This window comes from Pantoea sp. X-Soil-YNGN-775 (genome assembly GCF_059730575.1).
Window position 1 is genome coordinate 2,345,266 of the sequence record NZ_AP035945.1, and the last position, 21,542, is coordinate 2,366,807.

A 21,542-nucleotide genomic window follows, 5' to 3' on the forward strand; every position below is an offset into this window, starting at 1 on the left:
GGCTGACTGAGAACATCTACCGATTAAGTGTAGACGGAAATAGGGTTTATGCCAGAAAGATGCATGTTTCATGCCAGCCGCTGCGGTTAAGTGAGCACAACCCGCCTGAGGTGTTCGGTTGCCCGCCGGCGCCGCTGCGGTGTTTTCGCGCCAGCGCCGGCTGGAGCCTGGCCAGCTGAGCCTGCCTGAACCGCTGAAACCGGAGCAAGCTTAAGCTTCTTAAGGTATTCCTAATATTGAAAGTGCACTCTCAGCACACTTTTGATATTCGGACTTTTTTGATCATGGCGTTTTCATTCAACAGGCCGGTCATCAGCCGCCTTACTCTGCTGATCCTTGCTGCGGTCTATATCGCGGTTTTCCTTAATCTGGCCTATTACCGTCAGGTTCTGGCCCTGATGCCGTTGACCAGCCTGCACGCCACGCTGGTCTTCCTGTCGATGCCGCTGGTGGCGTTCAGCGTAATCAACATTGTGATCACCCTTGCCTCGTTTCTCTGGCTCGATCGGGTCCTGATTGCGCTGTTTATTCTGCTTTCTGCCACCGCCCAGTTTTTTATCCAGACCTATAACATCGTGGTCGATCGCTCGATGATCACCAATATGATGGACACCACCGCCTCCGAATCGTTTGCCCTGATCACGCCGCAGCTGCTGTTTACCCTGCTGACCTCCGGCGTTCTGATGGCGCTGCTGGTGTTCTGGCCGCGGTTGAAAAAGCAACACTGGCGCGGGGCGATGCAGCGTTTGCTCAGCATAGCGATCTCGGTGGCGATCATTCTGCTGGTCGCCCTGCTGTTTTATAAAGATTACGCCTCGCTGTTTCGCAATAATCGCGAACTGGTGAAGGCGCTGAGTCCGTCCAACAGCATCGCCGCCAGCCTGTCGTGGTATAAGCATCAGCAGCTGGAGAACCTGCCGCTGGTGCGAATCGGCGAAGATGCCCATCAGCTGCCTGAGCGGCTTAACGGCGGTAAACAGAATCTGACCATCCTGATCGTTGGCGAAACATCGCGGGCGCAGAATTTCTCGCTGGGCGGCTATGCCCGCCAGACCAATCCGCTGCTGGCTAAAGATAATGTGATCTATTTCCCGCATACTATCTCGTGCGGTACGGCGACGGCGGTGTCCGTGCCCTGCATGTTTTCGAATATGCCGCGCGCCCATTACGACGACGTGCTGGCCGCCCATCAGGAAGGATTGCTGGATATCATTCAGCGCGCCGGCATCAGCGTGTTATGGAATGAAAATGATGGCGGCTGTAAGGGCGCCTGCGACCGCGTGCCGCATCAGGATATGACCAGCCTGAACCTGCCCGGCATGTGCATTAACGGTGAGTGTTACGATGACGTGCTGTTTCACGGCCTGGATGACTACATTAATCAGCTCAAGGGTAATGCGGTGATCGTGCTGCACACCATCGGCAGCCACGGCCCGACCTACAGCCATCGCTATCCGCCGCAGCTGCGTCAGTTTGTCCCGACCTGTGACACTAATCAGATCCAGGATTGTTCACAGCAGCAGCTGGTCAATACCTACGACAACACCTTATTAAATGTCGATCACATCGTCGACAAGGCGATTGGCGTGCTGCGTGCCCATCAGGACCGTTTTACCACCAGCCTGGTCTATCTGTCCGATCACGGCGAATCGCTGGGCGAAAATGGCGAATACCTGCATGGTCTGCCCTACGCTATCGCCCCCGATACCCAGAAACATGTGCCGATGCTGATCTGGCTGTCCGATGATTATCAGCAGCGTTATGCGGTGAATCGTGGTTGTCTGACTAAACTGGCGGCGACAGACGATTTTTCGCAGGATAATCTGTTTTCCACCATGCTGGGTTTAACCGGCACCGCGACCCATGAATATCTGCCCGCGGATGACATTTTGACGATGTGTCGGAGCCGACCACAATGAAAATTCTGATTGTAGAAGATGATGCGCTGCTGCTGCAGGGCCTGATGCTGGCGCTGGAGGGCGAAGGCTACGTCTGTGATGGCGTCACCACGGTGCGGGATGCCGAAGCGCATTTTTCCACTGGCCTGTATAGCCTGGTGGTGCTGGATTTGGGTTTGCCGGATGAAGACGGACTGCATTTTCTGCTGCGCCTGCGCCGGCAGAAGAAAATGACGCCGGTGCTGATCCTTACCGCCCGCGACACCATCAGCGAACGTATCGCCGGGCTGGACGCCGGTGCCGACGATTACCTGATCAAGCCCTTCTCGCTGGATGAACTGCTGGCGCGCATTCGCGCCCTGATCCGCCGTCACGTGAACCAGGGCGACAGCCAGCTGATGGTCGGCGCACTGGCGCTGGATATGACACATCGCCAGATAACGCTGGGCGGCACGCTGCTGGACCTGACGCCGAAAGAGTATGCGATTCTCTCCCGCCTGATGCTGAAAGCGGGCAATCCGGTGCACCGCGAAATCCTCTATCAGGATATCTATAACTGGGAAACCGAGCCGTCTACCAATACGCTGGAGGTTCATATTCACAACCTGCGTGACAAAATTGGCAAAAGCGCCATCCGCACGGTGCGCGGCTTTGGCTATGCGCTGGTGACGGCTGACGTGATTCGCGAGGTACCATGAAATCCCGCATTGACCATCGCAGTATGCGCTTTCGCCTGATCCTGACCATTGGCCTGATTCTGCTGGTGTTCCAGGTGATCAGCGTCGCCTGGCTGTGGCATGAGAGCAAAGAGCAAATTCAGTTTCTGGTCGAAGCGCAGCTGCAAAAGCGCAACATGGATCGTCATGTCGAACGCGAGGTGCATGAAGCGGTGGCCAGCCTGGCGGTGCCCAGCCTGGTGATGATCAGCCTGACGCTACTGCTCTGCTATCAGGCGGTAAAATGGATTACCCGCCCGCTGTATCAGCTGCAGCGTGAGCTGGAAAACCGCAGCGAAGAGAACCTCGACCCGATAGCCTGCCACAGTCCGGTACAGGAGATTGATGCGGTGACCCAGGCGATTAACCAGCTGGTGGCGCGGCTGAATAACAGTCTGGAGCGCGAACGGTTGTTTACCGCCGATGTGGCGCACGAGCTGCGTACGCCACTGGCCGGCCTGCGGCTGCATCTGGAACTGATTGAACGCAACAGCGACGTCAGGGTTCAGCCATTACTGCAACGGCTCGATCAGATGACCAACAGCGTGTCGCAGCTGCTCCAGCTGGCGCGCGCCGGACAGTCCTTCACCTCCGGCACCTATCAGAACGTGGCGCTGATTGAAGATGTGATTTTGCCGATGGAAGCGGAACTGAGCAGCATGCTGGATGCACACCAGCAAACCCTGACGCTCGATCTGCCAGAGGACGTGTTTGTGCGCGGTGACGCAACGCTGCTGAAAATGTTGCTGCGTAACCTGGTCGAGAACGCCCATCGCTACAGCCCTAAAAACAGTGCAATCATTTTGCGGCTGGCATCGGGCGAACAACCGACCCTGACGGTAGAAGATGAAGGTCCTGGCATTGACGAAAGTAAAAGTGGTGAACTGAGTAAAGCGTTTATCCGCATGGACAGTCGTTACGGCGGGATTGGGCTGGGATTAAGCATCGTCAGCCGCATTGTGCAGCTGCATCGTTTTCAGTTCTTTTTAGAGAACCGCCGCGACCGCAGTGGCTGCCGGGCGGTAATTAAATTCTGATGGCTGCCGAATCAGGCGCTAAACCATGCCGCCAGAAACAGGATCACCGTCGTCGCGGCGATCAGCAGCGCGGCATATTCACTGACAGGCCGGACAGGGGCAGTAATTACCGCAGTGGTAGCAGATTTCATGGCATTCTCCTCATGTTGAAACCGGAGTATCCTCGCGCCACATTAAGGAAACCTTAAGCTCGTGTTGATCGCATCAGATAAACGCCCTCTCCCCGGCTATTTATGAGCAGTGCTCATAAACCCATCTCTTTTTAAGCCACTAATCAGCCCGCGCGCCGTGCTCTATTCTCAGGCATTCCCCGCAACGTTTTCAGAGGAGAGCAACAGTGCAAACCCGCAAATTAGGTCAGTCAGGGCTTGAAGTCTCCAGCCTCGGTCTCGGCTGCATGGGACTGAGCCACGGTTACGGTCCGGCAACCGATAAGCAGCAGGCGATTGCGCTAATCCGCGCCGCCGTCGATCAGGGCGTCACTTTTTTCGATACCGCTGAAGTTTATGGCCCGTGGCTGAATGAAGAGGTGGTCGGCGAGGCGCTGGCTCCGGTTCGCGATCGGGTGGTCATCGCCACTAAGTTTGGCTTCACCTTTGGCGAGGATAACAAACAGCAGATCCTTAACAGCCGGCCGGAGCAGATTCGCCGGGCAATAGAAGGATCGCTACGCCGATTAAAAACCGAGGTGATCGATCTCTATTATCAGCACCGGGTTGATCCCGAAGTGCCAATTGAAGATGTCGCGGGCACCATCCGCGATCTGATCGCTGAAGGCAAGGTGAAACACTTTGGCTTATCCGAAGCCGGGGTGCAGACCGTGCGACGTGCTCATGCGGTCCAGCCGGTTACCGCGCTACAAAGTGAATATTCGATGTGGTGGCGTGAGCCGGAAGCAGAGATGATCCCAACGCTGGAGGCGCTGGGTATCGGCTTTGTGCCGTTCAGCCCGCTGGGAAAAGGCTACCTGACCGGCGCGATTCAGCCTGACAGCACCTTTGGCAGCGACGATTTCCGCAGTCAGGTTCCGCGCTTTTCTCCTGAGGCGCTGGCCGCCAATCAGGCTCTGATCGATCTGCTCGCCACTATCGCTCAGGATAAAGCCGTCACCCCGGCACAGATCGCGCTCGCCTGGCTGCTGGCGCAAAAACCGTGGATTGTACCGATTCCGGGCACCACCAAACTGCACCGCCTGAAGGAAAACCTGCAGGCTGCGGCGCTGCAACTTAGCGCCGAAGATCTGCAGCGCATCAACCAGGCGCTGGCTGCTGTTGAGGTACAAGGCGACCGCTATCCTGCGGCGCTACAGGCGCGGGTTGGCCGTTAAGAGCCGCGGCTGCCGGGCGCTGAACCGCGTCCGGCAGCGCTTTTGCTGATTCTGCGGACTGACACCCGCGCTGCGTCGGCGTGGTGCTCTACACTTAATGGCTACATTCCGTTCAGGGAGTTCCGCCATGAGTCAACGCATGCACAAATACGCTTTTCCGGTCAGCAAAGCGCGTAAATATCTCGAGCCGGGCCCGGTGCTGCTGCTCAGCTCGCAGTTTGAGGATCGGCACGACATCATGACCCTCGGCTGGCACACCGTGCTTGAATTTTCCCCGTCACTGGTCGGCTGTATGATTGCCGGCATGAACTTCAGCCATGAGCTGATACGCAACAGCGGACAGTGCGTGCTCAACGTGCCTTCAGCCTCGCTGATTGATCAGGTGGTGGCGATTGGTAACAGCCACGGCGACCAGCTGGATAAATTTGAGGCTTTTGGCCTGACGGCTGAACCGGCGCAGGTGGTACGCGCACCGATGATCGCCGAATGTTTCGCCAGCTTCGAATGCCAGCTGTATGACGATTCAATGGTCGATAATTACAACCTGTTCATCTTTGAAATTGTCAAAGCCCACGTCGCTGAACAGCCGGAATATCCCACTACGCTGCACTACACCGGTGAAGGCCGCTTCAGCGTGATGAGCGATAAACTGCTGGATAAAAGCAAAGACTTTAAACCAGAGATGCTGATTTAGTTGAAAGCGGCGGGTTTCGTCCCCATTTTCCTCTTTCGACCTGACAGGAGTAAATCATTATGGCAATCGAATATGCAGTGATCGCGGGTGGCTGTTTCTGGTGCACCGAAGCGGTATTTAAGGATGTGATCGGCGTGGAGTCCGTTGAAAGCGGTTATACCGGCGGTGCCCGTCCTAATCCGACCTACGAACAGGTCTGCAGCGGTGCCACCGGCCACGCAGAAGCGATCCGCATCGGCTTTGATCCGGAGAAAGTCAGCTATGGCGATTTACTGGATATCAGCTTTGTGACCCACGATCCGACCCAGCTTAATCGTCAGGGCAACGATATTGGCACCCAGTATCGCTCAGCGATTTTCCCGGCTAATGCCGAACAGGAAGCAGAAGCCCGTGCGGCGATTCAACGCGTCCAGGCCGATCACGATGTGCCGGTGGTGACCACCATCGAGCCGCTGAAAGAGTGGTATCCGGCCGAAGCCTATCATCAGGATTACTGGGACGGTGCCGGTCAGCGTAACGGTTACTGCCTGGCAGTGATCCCACCGAAATTGCAAAAGCTGCGCAAAAGCTTCGCCAATAAAGTGAAGAGCTAAGGTTGTGTGCGGGGTGGCGTCAACCGCCCCGCATCGTCTTTTACTGGCCAGGCAGCTTCAGCCCCATGGCATTGCCTAAGGTAAAGAACAGATCGGTTTGATCGGTCAGTCCCACCACGTTACCCGCATGCGGGCCATAGGCTGCAATCCGCAACTGCGATCCGGTATGTTCCTGCGAATCCTCTTCTGAATTACCGTAGCTGATGGTCATTACCGCGCCGTCTTTGGTGGTCAGCGCCTGCGTCAGCCCCGGCGCTTTGGTGCCGTTCTCGACAATCTGACTGCTGTGGGCATGATCTGCCGTCACTACCACCAGGGTATTGCCCTCTTCACGGGCAAAAGCCAGCGCCTGCTGGACCGCTTCATCCAGGTCCACCGTTTCACCAATCTGACCACAAGGATTGGCCGCGTGATCCTGCTTATCAATCGAGGCGCCTTCTACCTGCAGGAAGAAGCCATTTGGATTGTTACGCAGCAGGTCGATCGCTTTGGCGGTCATCTGCGCCAGCGTAGGCGTTGACAGCGGGCGGTCCTTATTGACTTCACAGGTCACCACCGGCTTATCAATATTGCCGTGATAGCTGGCTTTCGGCCCCTGCCAGCGCACCGGCATATTGCCTGCAGAGAACAGACCCAGCAGCGGTTTTTGCTGATCGGCCACGGTGACGGCGTTAAGCCCCTGCCAGTCGCTGACCAGCTGATAGCCCAGCGCCTGCGCCTGCTCATTCAGCGTTTTACCCTGATATTCGCCGGCTTTCGCTACCTCGGCGAACGATTTTGCCCCGCCTCCTAAGGTTACGTCGGGACGGGTTTTCAATAACTGTTCGCTAATCGATCCCTTACCGCCCTGCTCTGCGGCGTTGGTCGGACAGAGTTCGCTGGTCTTCTCCGGTCCGTAGCATTTACGCGAGGTTACGTGCGAGAACAGCACTGCGGGCGTCGCATCCTGCAGTTCAGCGGTTGAGACATCGCCGGTGGCTTTGCCCGCTGCTTTCGCCAGCTCCAGCAGCGTCATCTGATCCTGACCATTAACATCGACGCTGATGGCACCGTTATAACTTTTGGTGCCGGTTGCCCAGGCCGTGGCTGACGCGGCCGAGTCGGTGACGTAATTAGGTTTGTGGGTTTTCTTATCTAACGAATAATGGGTGTACTGGCCGGTCAGCGGCAGCGCATCGATACCTTTAAAAAAGCCGCCTGCGCCTTCTGCCAGATTACGCGCCGCGGTGATTTCAGAGTCACCCATGCCATCACCAATCAGCAGGATAACGTTTTTGGCGGTGCTATTGCGTAGCGAGGCTTTTAACGCCTCAGTCTGGTCACCGGTCAGCCGACGTGCTCCGCCGTGCTGGCTGAGATCGCCCTGCGCCGCACGGGAAACGAGGTCGACATCCGCCAGGGCCGGGGTGGCGATCACGGAGGCGAGCAGAGAGAGGGTAAACAGAGGAAGCTTTTTCATTATTCGATCCTTGTAAGCAAAAAATACCAATGATTTCAGGCGTTAATTTTGCGACGATCGGGTGATGTTTTTGTGTCACTGAGATTTCAGTTTGATGACAAAACCGGCGGAGTGGGCAACGCTAAATCGATTCGTTCAGAGCTTAAGCGAATAGAACAAAAGAGAAAAATAGTGCTTGACCCTTTTCAGCCGACTCCCTATAGTAGCGCTCCGTTGACCCGGCGCGGTCAATGGAAAAAATGTGGTGAGGTGTCCGAGTGGCTGAAGGAGCACGCCTGGAAAGTGTGTATACGGCAACGTATCGGGGGTTCGAATCCCCCTCTCACCGCCACATTCAAAGAAGAGCCTGAACGAAAGTTCAGGCTTTTTTTTATGCATAGTTTTATGCAGAGTTTTGTGCAGAGTTCAGCGACGGTAAGAAGCCCCGCCCCACCATAAGAAAACCCGGCCGAAGCCGGGTTTGGGCGCTACACTGCTACTCAATCAAACGCTAGCTATAGGCGTGCAGGGTGCGCTGACACAGCGCAGAACGCACACAATCTTCTTTGCCGAAACGTACGATGCCAACCATCTCGTCCTCTTCGAAACGCGCCAGCGCGTCTGCGAGACCGGAAGGCACCCCAGCGGGCAAGTCGCACTGGGTAATATCACCATTCACAATGACCGTGACGTTTTCGCCCAGTCGGGTCAGGAACATTTTCATCTGGGCGGCGGTCACGTTTTGCGCCTCATCCAGAATAACCACGGCATTTTCAAAGGTCCGGCCGCGCATATAGGCGAACGGGGCGATTTCGACCTTGGCGATTTCCGGACGCAGACAGTACTGCATAAAAGACGCGCCAAGACGTTTAACCAGAATGTCGTAAACCGGTCGGAAATAAGGGGCGAATTTCTCGGAGATATCACCGGGCAGGAATCCCAGATCCTCATCGGCCTGTAACACCGGGCGCGTAACGATAATCCTGTCAATATCCTTATGAATCAGGGCCTCTGCCGCTTTCGCAGCGCTGATCCAGGTTTTGCCGCAACCGGCTTCACCGGTGGCAAAGATCAGCTGTTTCGTTTCTATGGCGGTGAGATAGTGTGCCTGAGCTTCATTACGGGCTTCTATCGGTCCCCGGTCGCGCACATCGCGCGCCATGCCAATCGAGTCCAGCCCACCCATTTGCACCAGCGAAGTGACCGATTCTTCTTCACGCTGACGATGACTCCGGGAGTCATTGCGAAGCACTCGTCTTGCTTCCCGACGCGCTTTGATCACTGCTTTCTGTCTTCCCATAGTGGCACCTTACAGTTGGTTTCATTTCCCGCGTCAGGCCAGTGGCCCGTTGCGATTACGTGAACGCTTTAGAGGTTTCAGTTGGCTTCCTTTAGAGCCGTGACAGGCCATGAAATCAGGCATGCAGCAGCAGCACAGCGTTGCTGTATACCGGTAAAAAAGGGATGCGAAATGACCAGAGAGAACGTTGGAGAGAGGAGGATGTTACGAGGCAGAATAGCCCTCGCGGTTAAGCGCAATCTATTTACTGAGACAGACTTTCCATAAAAGAATCGACCCATGCGCGAACTCCAGTGTGATACATCAACACGTCTGATTACGCTTACTGGATAAAGTGCACCATTTTATTGGCGCTTTGCAACAGTAATTTTACTTCATGGCAAAGTAATTGCGAATCGGGTGTTAACGCCTCAGCAGAGAAACACCAATTATTTATTATTTTTCAATAATTTATTTTATTTTGTCACACTTAAAATCGCGTTAAAATTTCAGCTAAAACTGAGCGAAAAAATGCTTCTGGCCGCTATCAGACCAAAAAACGCTCCGCCTGAGGCCAGGCAGAGCGAAGTGGATGAAATTTAATCAGGCTTCGAGTAACGGCTGGGCTAAATAATGGCTGGCATCGGCGACGCCGGGCAGAACAAAAAAGTATCCCCCGCCAAACGGCCGGATATATTCTTCCAGCGCTTCACCATTCAGACGCTGCTGGACGGTAATAAAGCCCTTTTCCAGATCGTGCTGATAACAGACAAACAGCAGCCCCATCTCCAGCTGACCTGAAGCGGAAATCCCTGCCGAATAGCTGTAGCCGCGACGCAGCATCAGGCTGCTGGCGGTTTCCGGGGTTCGCGGGTTGGCGAGACGAATGTGCGAATCCAGCGCAATCACCTCACCATCCGGATCGTTGTGGTAATCCGGAATGTCGCGTTCATGCTGCATCCCCAGCGGCGCCCCGCTCAGCTTATCGCGGCCAAAAATGGTTTGCTGCTCGCCCAGCGGCGTGCGGTCCCACATCTCAACGTGAAAACGAATCAGCCGCACCGCCTGATAGCTGCCGTTCCGCGCCCAGGCCGGTTCATCCTGATCGTCCGTCACCCATAACAGCTGATTCATCAGGGCGCGATCGTGGGTATCCGGATTGGCCGTGCCATCTTTGAATCCCAGCAGGTTGATCGGCGTCTCCGCCCCCTGACTGCGCGCCGCGTGATCGGAGATAAACCCTTCACGACGCCAGCGCACGCCCAGCAGATCGGGCGTATGTTTGATGATGTCGCGCAGGGCATGAATCACCGTATCCTGGGTATTGGCGCACAGCTGCAACAGCAGGTCGCCGTGGCAGGCGTCAGCATCCAGTGAATCATTCGGAAAACGGGTCATCCGCTGCAGTTTTTTCGGCTTGTGCGCTGCCAGACCAAAACGTTCATCGAACAGCGAATCCCCTACTGACACGGTAATTGTCAGGTTATCCGGGGCGATAGTGGCACCCAGAATGCCGGAGTCCATCGGCGGCAGACGCGGATTGGTCACCTGCGGCGCAGGACCGCCCGCGGTCAGAAAAGCGATGCGCTGGGTCAGCAGACGAAACAGCCGCTCCAGCTCTGCTTTATCGCTGCTCAGCAGATCAAACGCCACCAGCATCATTGACGCCTGCTGTGGCGTCACGATGCCCGCCTGATGCGGTCCATAAAAGGGCTGCGCCTGTTGCCGCGCCTGCGGCGTTACCGTGCCCGGTGAAAAGCTGTCGGCGGCGGCCGCGTGAAACGGACAACCGCCACCCAGCGCGGCCGCCCCACCCAGCAGTCCCAGACCTTTTAATAAACGACGACGCGCGGGCTGCGCGTCATCTTCCTGACGACTCATGATTAATCCAGACCCAGGGTGCCACGCAGTAATGAAAGATCTTCCGCCAGGGCGGTAATCGGTCCTTTCAGCGCATTACGATCGGCGCTGGTCAGTTTCTCATACGATTCGAAACCGGTTTTAGTGCGATATTTGCTCAGGATCGCATCCACTTTCTTAAAGTTGCCGTCGATTTTTGCCAGTAACTGCGGGTTAGCCTGACTGACCATCGGCCGCAGCAGTTCGACAATTTTCTGGGCGCCGTCTACGTTGGCCTGGAAGTCCCACAGGTCAGTGCGGCTGTAGCGATCTTCTTCACCTGAAATTTTGCTGGAGGCGACCTCTTCAATCAGCCCTGCCGCGCCGCCGACCACTTTGGCTGGCGGGAAGGCCAGCTCGCTGATGCGGGTCTGCAAATCTTTAACGTCTTTATTCAGCTGATCCGCGTAGCCCGCCATCCCTTCGGTGCTGTGATCGGCAAACAGCGCTTTTTCCAGCCGGTGGAAACCGGTGAATTTTGGATCTTCCGCTTTCTTCTCATAATCATCTTCGCGGGCATCAATGCTGCCGTCGAGATCGGAGAACAGTTCAGCAATCGGCTCGATGCGCTCATAATACTGACGCGTCGGGGCAAACAGCGCTTTGGCTTTTTCAACATCGCCAGCTTTAACCGCATCGGTAAAGGCCTGAGTCCCGCTCACCAGCTGATTCACCTGCTCAGTGACATAGACTTTATAGGCGCTGATTGGGCCGACCAGCTGCATCCGCTCGGACGGTGCGCTTTTCGCTGCGGCGTCACCGGCCTCAACCACCAGCTTACCTTTCGGGTTACTCAGCAGGCCGCAGGTCATCTCATATTCGCCTGCCGGCAGAGTGGCGGTCAGCTTCTGGCTGAAGCCGGGTGCGATGTTTTCGCGCTCTTCAACCACCATCACCCCTTTCAGGATCTCCCACTCCAGCGCTTTCTGACTGTTGTTTTTGATCAGGAACTGAGTTTTACCGGCCTTAACGGTTAAGGTCATCGGTTCACACTGCTTGTCGTTAACGCTGACGGTCACCTGAGGCACCGCCGCGGCAGCGGAGGCGGAGATCGCCAGCAAAGGAACCAGCAGTGCCTTGCGGCGGAAACGCATTGTCATGTTTCTTTCCCTATCACGTTGTTGAGCGCGGCAGGCGCGCCCGATAAATGGCTTAGCGCACAGTGGCCGACGCGGTGGGACGCGCGGGCATAAAAAACAGAATCAGAGCGGGGACCAGATAGAGGCCCCAGACCACCACCTCGCTGACGCTGGGGGCTTCCTGATAGCCGAGCACCCCTTCCAGCAGCGTACCGAACAGCGAATGGGTCGATAAGGTGTTGCTGAGATCAAACGCCACATCCTGAAAGCGATTCCACAGTCCTGCTTCATGGAAAGCCCGAATTGCTCCGGCCGCCAGGCCCGCCGCAACAAACAGAATGAAAATGCTGGTCCAGCGGAAAAAATGGGCCATGTTAAGGCGAATGCCGCCCCAGTAAAGCAGCATGCCCAGCACCACGGCGGTCGCCAGCCCCAGCACCGCGCCAATCGGCGGCGCATAGCCAACGTCCTGGGTAAAAGCCGCCAGCAGGAAAAACACTGACTCCAGCCCTTCGCGCGCCACCGCCAGAAACACCATGACTACCAGTGCCAGCCCGCCGCGCCCTGAGCGCTGCAGCGCCTGGTCTACCGCCTGCTCCAGCTCCACTTTGATATTGCGCGCCACTTTGCGCATCCAGAACACCATTGAGGTGAGGATAACCACCGCCACCAGCGCCACCAGCCCTTCAAACAGTTCCTGCTGTTTCTGCGGAAACTCGCCGGTGGTGGCGTTGATGAACAGCCCCAGCCCGAGGCAAAGCGCCGCAGCGATAACCACCCCGGCCCACATGGCAGGAAACCATTGGGTGCGCTGGGTGCGCTTCAGGTAGCTGGCTATCAGGCTGACAATCAGTGCGGCTTCTAAGCCTTCGCGCAGCATGATGAGAAACGGAACGAACATCGCCAACCTCTTGAATGTTAAGCAGCGTCAATAAAAGTAAAATCAGGTAAAATGTAAACGATACCGATTATCATTATCGCCACGAAAAAAACAAGTTGCCGGATGAGATAATTTCGCATTTGAGTGGTTTATCTTTGTAACAAAAAAAGCCCGCCACGATTAACGGGCGGGCTTTTCTGACGGCAGCCGGATTATTTAGTCTGGAACTCCGCTTCCGCTGCGGCAAAACGCTGTTGCGCTGCGGCTGAAGGTTCACGTCCCAGCAGGCTGAACACCACGATGGCGATACTGGCGAACAAAAAGCCCGGGATGATTTCATACAGACCCAGCCAGCCATACTGCTTCCACACCAGCACGGTTAACGCGCCGATGATCATGCCTGCCAGTGCGCCGTTGCGGTTCATGCGCTTCCAGCACACCCCGAACAGCACCACCGGACCAAACGCTGCCCCGAAGCCCGCCCAGGCGTAGCTTACCAGGCCCAGCACCCGGTTCTCCGGATTAGATGCCAGCGCGATAGCGATTAACGCCACCAGCAGCACCATCAGACGTCCGACCCACACCAGCTCTTTCTGGCTGGCGTTTTTACGCAGCAAACCTTTATACAGATCTTCCGTCAGGGCGCTGGAGCAGACCAGCAGCTGACAGCTCAGGGTCGACATCACCGCCGCCAGAATCGCTGACAGCAGGATACCGGCCACCCACGGGTTAAACAGGATCCGCGCCAGTTCGATAAATACCCGCTCCGCGTTGTCATTGACGCCCGCCGCCAGGGTCGGGTTGTTCTGGAAATAAGCGATACCGAAGAAACCCACGCCGACCGCACCGGCCAGGCAGAGGATCATCCAGGTCATACCGATACGGCGTGCGGTGCGGATTGAGCGGTGGGAGTCGGCCGCCATAAAGCGCGCCAGGATATGCGGCTGGCCAAAGTAGCCCAGTCCCCAGCCCAGCAGTGAAATCACCGCGACAAAGTTCAGACCTTTCAGCATGTCGAGGTTTTCGAGGCTTTTTGCCTCAATCACCGCCAATGAATCGGACCAGCCGCCGACTGCGATAATGACAAACACCGGCGTCAGGATCAGCGCAAAAATCATCAGGCTGGCCTGTACCGTGTCAGTCCAGCTCACCGCAAGGAAACCGCCAACCAGCGTATACAGAATGGTCGCAGCCGCGCCCGCCCACAGCGCCGTCTGGTAACTCATGCCAAAGGTGCTTTCAAACAAACGTGCGCCGGCCACCACGCCAGAAGCACAATAGATGGTGAAGAACACCAGGATCACCATGGCCGAAATGATGCGCAGGATTTTACTGTGATCTTCAAAGCGGCTGGTGAAGAAGTCCGGCAGCGTCAGCGCGTTATTGTGATGCTCAGTCTGTACCCGCAGGCGACCGGCAACAATTTTCCAGTTCAGCCAGGCACCAATCGTCAGGCCGATGGCAATCCAGCTCTCGGAGATGCCGGAGATGAAAATGGCACCGGGTAATCCCATCAGCAGCCAGCCGCTCATGTCTGACGCACCGGCAGACAGCGCCGTAACCACGCTGCCGAGACTGCGGCCGCCGAGGATATAGTCATCAAAGTTTTTGGTTGAGCGGTATGCCACAAAACCAATCAGCACCATCCCAAGAATATAAACTACAAAGGTCACCAGCATCGGTGTACTTAGACTCATCTGTCTCTCCACTTATTATTTGATATCCCAGAGAAATCGCCAGCTGCCTGCTTGCCGGAACGGGGCAAAACGGACCGATTATCCTCGTCAGGGCGTTAGCCATTTCCCTGCGGCGCGGTATCCTGCCGGAAAGGCGTTCGGCGCACAATGGATTTAACACAGGCGTTACAGCGATTTCACTAACCGATTGCGAAAAAGTGTTCAGAGGTTGCACTCGCTCACATAACGTCGGTTGCAACCCGGCGCAACCTCACATAAACCGCGCATTGCCAGGTCCGTCAGGTTGGCGAGGATCTTGCAGCAATATCCGTGCCGCATTGCAAAAATTAACAATTAACGGCGTTAAAAGGGTGTTAACTGGCTCACATTTAACACGGTTGCACAAAGTTGCAACTTAAGTGATAGTGCAGCCACGCCGTATCGAACCACTATAAGGAGCACTGGAGTCATGGGTACAACCACCATGGGGGTAAAACTGGATGACGCGACACGTGAGCGCATCAAACTGGCTGCGCAGCGTATCGATCGCACGCCACACTGGCTGATTAAACAGGCGATCTTTAACTACCTCGGCCAGCTTGAGTCGGGCGATTCGCTGCCTGAAATCCCGTTATCCAGCCTGGCGACAGTGGAGGCTGATGAGGCGCTGACCGACGAGACGCATCAGCCGTTCCTTGACTTCGCAGAGCAGATTTTGCCGCAGTCGGTGACCCGTTCGACCGTGACCGCCGCCTGGCGTCGCCCGGAGACCGACGCGGTGCCGATGCTGCTGGAGCAGGCACGCCTGCCTGCGGGGCTGGCGGAGAAAACCCATCAGCTGGCTTACCAGCTGGCCGACAAGCTGCGGCACCAAAAAGGAGCAACCGGACGCGCTGGCATGGTGCAAAGCCTGCTGCAGGAGTTCTCTTTATCCTCGCAGGAAGGCGTGGCGCTGATGTGCCTCGCCGAAGCGTTATTGCGTATTCCTGACAAGCCGACCCGCGATGCGCTGATCCGCGATAAGATCAGCAATGGCAACTGGCAGTCGCATCTCGGTCGCAGCCCGTCGCTGTTCGTTAACGCCGCCACCTGGGGCCTGCTGTTCACCGGCCGTCTGGTCTCAACCCATAACGAAGCCAATCTGTCGCGATCGCTGAACCGCATTATTGGCAAGAGTGGCGAGCCGCTAATCCGTAAAGGCGTGGATATGGCGATGCGCCTGATGGGCGAGCAGTTCGTCACCGGCGAAACCATTGCTGAAGCGCTGGCTAACGCCCGCAAGCTGGAAGAGAAAGGATTCCGTTACTCTTACGACATGCTGGGTGAAGCAGCGCTGACCGCCAGCGATGCCAAAGCCTATCTGGTCTCCTACCAGCAGGCGATCCACGCGATTGGCAAAGCGTCCAATGGCCGCGGCATTTATGAAGGTCCGGGCATCTCGATCAAGCTGTCGGCGCTGCATCCGCGCTACAGCCGCGCTCAGTATGAGCGGGTGATGGAGGAGCTCTACCCTATTCTGAAATCGCTGACGCTGCTGGCTCGCTCCTATGACATCGGCATCAACATTGATGCCGAAGAAGCTGACCGGCTGGAGCTGTCGCTCGACCTGCTGGAAAAACTCTGTTTCGAGCCGGAACTGGAAGGCTGGAACGGTATCGGCTTTGTCATCCAGGCCTACATGAAGCGCTGTCCGTTTGTGATTGACGAACTGATCGACCTGGCGCAACGGAGCCGCCGTCGCCTGATGATCCGTCTGGTTAAAGGTGCCTACTGGGACAGCGAAATCAAACGCGCCCAGATGGAGGGGCTGGAGGGCTATCCGGTTTATACCCGCAAGGTCTACACCGACATCTCTTATCTGGCCTGCGCCCGTAAACTGCTGGCGGTGCCGAACCTGATCTACCCGCAGTTTGCCACCCACAATGCCCATACGCTGGCGGCGATTTATCAGCTGGCCGGCAACAATTACTATCCGGGGCAGTATGAGTTCCAGTGCCTGCACGGCATGGGCGAACCGCTGTATGAGCAGGTGGTGGGCAAAGTGGCGGACGGCAAACTTAACCGTCCCTGCCGTATTTATGCGCCGGTCGGTACGCACGAAACGCTGCTGGCTTATCTGGTGCGTCGCCTGCTGGAAAACGGTGCCAACACCTCTTTCGTTAACCGTATCGCCGATACCTCGCTGCCGATTGATGAGCTGGTCGCCGATCCGGTGACGGCGGTGGAGAAGCTGGGTGCCAGCGAAGGGGCGATTGGCCTGCCGCATCCTAAAATTCCGCTGCCGCGCGATTTGTATGGGGCTAACCGCGTCAACTCGGCCGGTCTGGATATGGCCAATGAACACCGTCTGGCCTCACTGTCCAGCGCCCTGCTGAGCAGTGCCGCGCAGCCATTGCTGGCCCAGCCAATGATTGAAGGTGAGCTGGGCGAAGGCGAAAGCCGCACTCTGGTTAACCCCGCTGCGCCGAACGATATTGTCGGGCAGGTACGCGAAGCGACTGAGCAGGAAGTCTCTCAGGCGCTGGACGCGGCGGTTAACAGCGGCCCGATCTGGTTCGCCACGCCGCCTCAGGAGCGTGCTGCAATTCTGGAACGCGCGGCACAAATCATGGAAGGCCAGATGCAGCAGCTGATTGGCATTCTGGTGCGTGAAGCCGGTAAGACCTACAACAACGCCATCGCTGAAGTGCGCGAAGCGGTCGATTTCCTCTATTACTATGCTGGCATGGTGCGGGATGATTTCGATAACGAAACCCATCGCCCACTGGGTCCGGTGGTCTGTATCAGCCCGTGGAACTTCCCGCTGGCGATCTTTACCGGTCAGATTGCTGCGGCGCTGGCTGCGGGTAACAGCGTGCTGGCCAAACCGGCGGAGCAGACACCGCTGATTGCGGCGCAGGCGGTACAGATTCTGCTGGATGCGGGTGTGCCTGCTGGCGTGCTGCAACTGCTGCCGGGTCTGGGTGAAACGGTTGGCGCGCAGCTGACCGGCGACGATCGGGTGCGCGGCGTCATGTTCACCGGTTCAACCGCGGTTGCGACGCTGCTGCAACGTAATCTGGCCGGTCGTCTCGATCCGCAGGGTCGCCCGACGCCGCTGATTGCTGAAACCGGCGGAATGAATGCGATGATCGTCGACTCTTCCGCGCTGACTGAGCAGGTGGTGATTGATATCGTCGCGTCGGCCTTCGACAGCGCCGGTCAACGCTGTTCTGCCCTGCGTCTGCTGTGCATTCAGGAAGATGTTGCCGACCACACCCTGAAGATGTTGCGCGGTGCGATGGCGGAATGCCGGATGGGTAATCCGGAGCGCCTGTCGACCGATATTGGTCCGGTGATCGATGCTGAAGCCAAAGCCAATATTGAGCGTCACATTCAGGCGATGCGCAATAAAGGCTTCACGGTCTATCAGGCGGTGCAGGAGAATCCACACGACAGCAAAGAGTGGAGCAGCGGCACCTTCATCAAACCGACCCTGATTGAACTGGATCAGGTTAAAGATCTGGATAAAGAGGTGTTCGGCCCGGTACTGCACGTGGTGCGTTTCACCCGCAATAATCTGCCGCAGTTAATTGAACAGATTAACGCCTCGGGTTATGGCCTGACGCTGGGTGTACATACCCGCATCGACGAGACTATTGCTCAGGTGACGGCGAATGCCAGAGTCGGCAACCTCTACGTCAACCGGAATATGGTTGGCGCGGTGGTTGGCGTGCAGCCGTTTGGTGGCGAAGGATTATCCGGTACCGGCCCGAAAGCCGGCGGACCGCTCTATCTCTATCGTCTGCTGGCGCATCGTCCGGACGGCGCGCTGCGACTGACGTTTGATCGTCAGGATGCCGAGCGTCCTGCCGACAGCACCCTGCGTCAGGCGCTGCTGGCGCCTCATCAGGCGCTGACGGGCTGGGCTAAAGAGAAGCCTGAACTGGCGGCGTTATGTCAGCACTATGCCGATCTGGCACAGGCGGGCGTGGTGCGGTTGCTGCCCGGTCCGACCGGCGAGCGCAACACCTTCTCACTGTTGCCGCGTGATCAGGTGCTCTGTCTTGCTGACAATGAGCAGGATGCATTAGTGCAGCTGGCCGCCGTCACCAGCGTGGGCAGCAAGGCGCTGTGGCAGGATGATGAGTTGCATCGTCGCCTGCTGACTTCCCTGCCAGACGCGGTGAAAGCGCGTATTACCCTGGCGCGTGATCCGTTAGCGGCAGAATTTGATGCGGTGATTTATCACGGTGATGCCGATCAGCTGCGCACCCTGTGTGAGCAAATTGCCGCACGCGAAGGCGCGATTGTTTCGGTGCAGGGCTTCGCTCGCGGTGAGACCAATCTGCTGCTGGAGCGGTTGCTGATTGAGCGTTCGCTGAGTGTGAATACCGCCGCTGCCGGCGGGAATGCCAGTCTGATGACGATCGGGTAAGGGGCTGCCCTGGCAGCGGGCTGGGGGTTCGCTGCGCGAACGGCGCTGAGAAGGTTTCGTTCGCTGGCCTGTCAGGGCTGGATATTCGCTCGCCGGCCCGTCAGGGCTGGGGTTCGTTCGCTGGCCCGTCAGGGCTGGGGTTCGCTGCGCGAACGGGCACTGAGAAGGTTTCGTTCGCTGGGCGGTAGCGGCAGTTTCAGTTTCGCCGCTGCCGGCGACCGACAAGGGGCCGCCAGTCGCCGCGCCCCCTTGACCCCGGGCTCCGGCCTGCTTCACCGCCGCTTCGCGGTCCCTTCACCTCTTCCGGATTTCCTACGGACCGCCAGGACGCGCCATCCCTGGCGCGATCCCGCCTCTTCGCGACATCCCTGTCGCTCGTCCTGAAATCCCTCATCCGCTCAGCGGTTCTGACGGCCTCTTAACTTCTCGCTGTTATTTCTTTTTTCTTTGTTTAGTGCTTCGTCGCTGTGATGAGTGAGCACTATCACTGTTAGCGCTTTTTCTGCATTCAGGACCGTTAGTCGTGAAAAAAAAGAAAGTATCCATACAGCCGTCAGGCGTAATCCCAGCCACCAGCCATCAGCCACCTGCCTCAGGCAAAACCAGTCCATATACAAGAAAGAAAGTTTGCAGGCAGGGGTTTTACCAGAGGCGTCCGCAGCGCTGAGGAGTGAGCGGAGGCCAGGAGAGCCGACAGGAGGTCGGCGAAAGGATGGATCGCGCCAGGGAAGGCGCGTCCGGCCGGTCCGTCGGCCGCAGGGAGTGACGAAGGGACCGCGCGCAGCGTGGCGCGCAGGTCGCCGGACGCCGGGATTGTTAAGGGGCGGGCGTCCGCCCCTTGACGCGTCCGCCTGCTCAGGCAGGCTGAAACTCCCCACCGCCTGGCGGACGTAACCCGCTCCATACCAGCCCGCCGCCAGACGTAACCCACTTAATGCCAGCCCGCCGCCAGGCGTAACCTGCTCCCTTTGCAAGACTCCAGCAGGCGTAACGCTGCACAGTGTATACCCAGTGCAAGCGCACCGCCGCCAGCCATCAGGCAACACCAGTCCATATACAAGAAAGAAAGTTTACAGGCGAGGTTTTACCAGAGGCGTCCGCAGCGCTGAGGAGTGAGCGGAGGCCAGGAGAGCCGACAGGAGGTCGGCGAAAGGATGGATCGCGCCAGGGAAGGCGCGTCCGGCCGGTCCGTCGGCCGCAGGGAGTGACGAAGGCACCGCGCGAAGCGTGGCGCGCAGGCCGCCGGACGCCGGGATTGTTAAGGGGCGAGCGTCCGCCCCTTGACGCGTCCGCCTGCTCAGGCAACCTGAAACTCCCCACCGCCTGGCGGGCGTAACCCGCTCTATGCCAGCCCGCAGCAAGCGTAACTCGCTCCATACCAGCCCGCCGCCAGGCGTAATCCCCTCTGCACCGCCCGTGCCGGCTGCGAGACTTAGCCGCCGGGCGCACCCTCTCCCCCTGCTAAGCGCATTCATCAAGCCCCACTGGCCCGCTCCCGCTTCATCAGCGTCGGGAACACAAACAGCGACTGCCCCAATCCACGATTAGTCAGCGACCAGAGCGCTACCGAACAGAGCGAACAGATCCCGACAATCGCCACCGGATAGAAACAGGCCCAGAGGAATGAAAACCACGCCTGATTAAACAGGTGGTGACGCTGGGCGAACAGAATCGCTGACATGCCGAAAAACTCAATGAAAATGCGGTGTATCACATAAATCTGCAGGGTATTGCGGCCGATCCAGTTCATATAACGCATGCTGAAATGCTGATTAAGCCAGCGACAGGCCGCAATACTGAACAGCACCGCCAGAATACACAGGAACAGGCTCTTATCCAGACCAAAAATAATGTGAATACCCGCCAGTGCGGCCAGCACAGCCCACGGCATCAGATTTTCACGCCGCCACTCGCTGAGGCGCAGCATGGCCTGACTCCAGAAAGCCCCCAACAGGAAGAACAGGAAGTATTGCGCCAGACTTTGTGGTCCCCAGTAGGGAATTATTTTCTCAACCGCCAGATAGTTCAGCACAATCGCCGCCACCATCAGCACCAGTTTATATTGGCGAAACAGTTTGGCGCAGAGGAAATAGAGGCCAAGCCCGTACAGATACCATGAAGTACTCATGGCCATAAACGTCAGTTTAAGGAATTCAAATAGCGAGCCGGCATAGGCCGCATTCAGGTTCTGAGAAATACGCTGACCGGTAATTTCGGTGGAGATGCCAAGAATTGACCACCACTGAATAAAGCCCCACAAAATATAGAGATAAAAGAGATTGGTGATCCGGCTGGTAAATACCTGCTTCCACGGTCGGTTAATAATACCGTTAGTAGCCAGCAGGCCTGAAACAAAGAAAAACGCTGGCATACGTAATGGCGACAGGACCGTATTAAACTGCACCCATATTTCAGCGGGTAGCCATCCGGCAGAGAGATACTTCAGCGTCCCTTCAAAACCCGGCAGCACCGTGTGGTACAGGACCACCAGTAATATACAGGCCCCCTTCAGGGTATTCACCCACATTATTTGCTCTGGCTTGGTGTTGTTCATTCAATGACTCCTGCTGTGTAGGTCTGAATGCTGAAAGTAAAAGCGAGGAAATCAG

Annotated in this window: 14 protein-coding genes and 1 tRNA gene; 8 read left to right on the forward strand and 7 right to left on the reverse strand. The window is 57.1% G+C overall.

The features are described from left to right. Positions 1-284: 284 nt before the first annotated feature. From eptA to msrA, 6 genes are all read left to right on the forward strand, one after another. Positions 285-1,919, forward strand: a complete 1,635-nt coding sequence (gene eptA / locus AC6I8I_RS11080; protein WP_497827839.1) for a phosphoethanolamine transferase EptA — start codon at positions 285-287, stop codon at positions 1,917-1,919. Then, on the forward strand, positions 1,916-2,596 hold the full coding sequence (pmrA, locus tag AC6I8I_RS11085) for a two-component system response regulator PmrA (RefSeq protein WP_312057327.1): 681 nt from the start codon (positions 1,916-1,918) through the stop codon (positions 2,594-2,596). The genes eptA and pmrA overlap by 4 nt, the downstream gene beginning before the upstream one ends. Beyond that, positions 2,593-3,651: a two-component system sensor histidine kinase PmrB gene (gene pmrB / locus AC6I8I_RS11090; protein ID WP_497827840.1), complete on the forward strand. Its 1,059-nt coding sequence runs from the start codon at positions 2,593-2,595 to the stop codon at positions 3,649-3,651. Before pmrA ends, pmrB begins: the two co-directional genes overlap by 4 nt. A gap of 337 nt (positions 3,652-3,988) precedes the next feature. After that, positions 3,989-4,978, forward strand: coding sequence for an aldo/keto reductase (locus AC6I8I_RS11095; RefSeq protein ID WP_312757296.1), 990 nt, complete (start codon positions 3,989-3,991; stop codon positions 4,976-4,978). A 127-nt stretch (positions 4,979-5,105) separates the two neighbouring features. Continuing rightward, positions 5,106-5,672 (forward strand): flavin reductase family protein, encoded by a 567-nt coding sequence (locus AC6I8I_RS11100; protein WP_312757298.1) that lies wholly within the window; start codon positions 5,106-5,108, stop codon positions 5,670-5,672. 59 nt (positions 5,673-5,731) lie between these two features. Beyond that, positions 5,732-6,265 carry a peptide-methionine (S)-S-oxide reductase MsrA gene (gene msrA / locus AC6I8I_RS11105; protein WP_497827841.1) on the forward strand — a complete coding sequence of 178 codons (534 nt, stop codon included), beginning with the start codon at positions 5,732-5,734 and terminating at the stop codon, positions 6,263-6,265. A 40-nt stretch (positions 6,266-6,305) separates the two neighbouring features. Here msrA and phoA read toward each other — a convergent pair whose 3' ends face one another. Next, a complete protein-coding gene (gene phoA, locus AC6I8I_RS11110; protein ID WP_497827842.1) occupies positions 6,306-7,724 on the reverse strand; it encodes an alkaline phosphatase in 1,419 nt (472 codons plus the stop codon). A 243-nt stretch (positions 7,725-7,967) separates the two neighbouring features. Here phoA and AC6I8I_RS11115 point away from each other — a divergent pair. Continuing rightward, positions 7,968-8,055 (forward strand) — tRNA-Ser (locus AC6I8I_RS11115). A gap of 159 nt (positions 8,056-8,214) precedes the next feature. Here the strand turns inward: AC6I8I_RS11115 and phoH are convergent. The 5 genes from phoH to putP all read right to left on the reverse strand — a co-directional run bounded on the left by phoH (position 8,215) and on the right by putP (position 14,537). Continuing rightward, entirely contained in the window at positions 8,215-9,003 is a 789-nt protein-coding gene (gene phoH / locus AC6I8I_RS11120) for a phosphate starvation-inducible protein PhoH (protein ID WP_312057319.1), read from the reverse strand. A 582-nt stretch (positions 9,004-9,585) separates the two neighbouring features. Next, positions 9,586-10,863, reverse strand: coding sequence for an iron uptake transporter deferrochelatase/peroxidase subunit (gene efeB, locus AC6I8I_RS11125; protein ID WP_497827843.1), 1,278 nt, complete (start codon positions 10,861-10,863; stop codon positions 9,586-9,588). A 2-nt stretch (positions 10,864-10,865) separates the two neighbouring features. Beyond that, entirely contained in the window at positions 10,866-11,981 is a 1,116-nt protein-coding gene (gene efeO / locus AC6I8I_RS11130) for an iron uptake system protein EfeO (protein WP_312057317.1), read from the reverse strand. 52 nt (positions 11,982-12,033) lie between these two features. After that, the gene (efeU, locus tag AC6I8I_RS11135; protein ID WP_312057315.1) at positions 12,034-12,861 is read right to left on the reverse strand and encodes an iron uptake transporter permease EfeU; all 828 of its coding nucleotides are present in this window, start codon (positions 12,859-12,861) and stop codon (positions 12,034-12,036) included. A 191-nt stretch (positions 12,862-13,052) separates the two neighbouring features. After that, positions 13,053-14,537 (reverse strand): sodium/proline symporter PutP, encoded by a 1,485-nt coding sequence (gene putP, locus AC6I8I_RS11140; RefSeq protein WP_312057313.1) that lies wholly within the window; start codon positions 14,535-14,537, stop codon positions 13,053-13,055. 448 nt (positions 14,538-14,985) lie between these two features. Here putP and putA point away from each other — a divergent pair, with 448 nt between their 5' ends. Then, entirely contained in the window at positions 14,986-18,933 is a 3,948-nt protein-coding gene (gene putA / locus AC6I8I_RS11145; RefSeq protein WP_497827844.1) for a trifunctional transcriptional regulator/proline dehydrogenase/L-glutamate gamma-semialdehyde dehydrogenase, read from the forward strand. Positions 18,934-20,407: 1,474 nt separating this feature from the next. On the opposite strand, the gene AC6I8I_RS11150 is transcribed toward putA, so the two are convergent. Further along, entirely contained in the window at positions 20,408-21,487 is a 1,080-nt protein-coding gene (locus tag AC6I8I_RS11150) for an acyltransferase family protein (RefSeq protein ID WP_312760663.1), read from the reverse strand. Between the last annotated feature and the right edge of the window lie 55 nt (positions 21,488-21,542).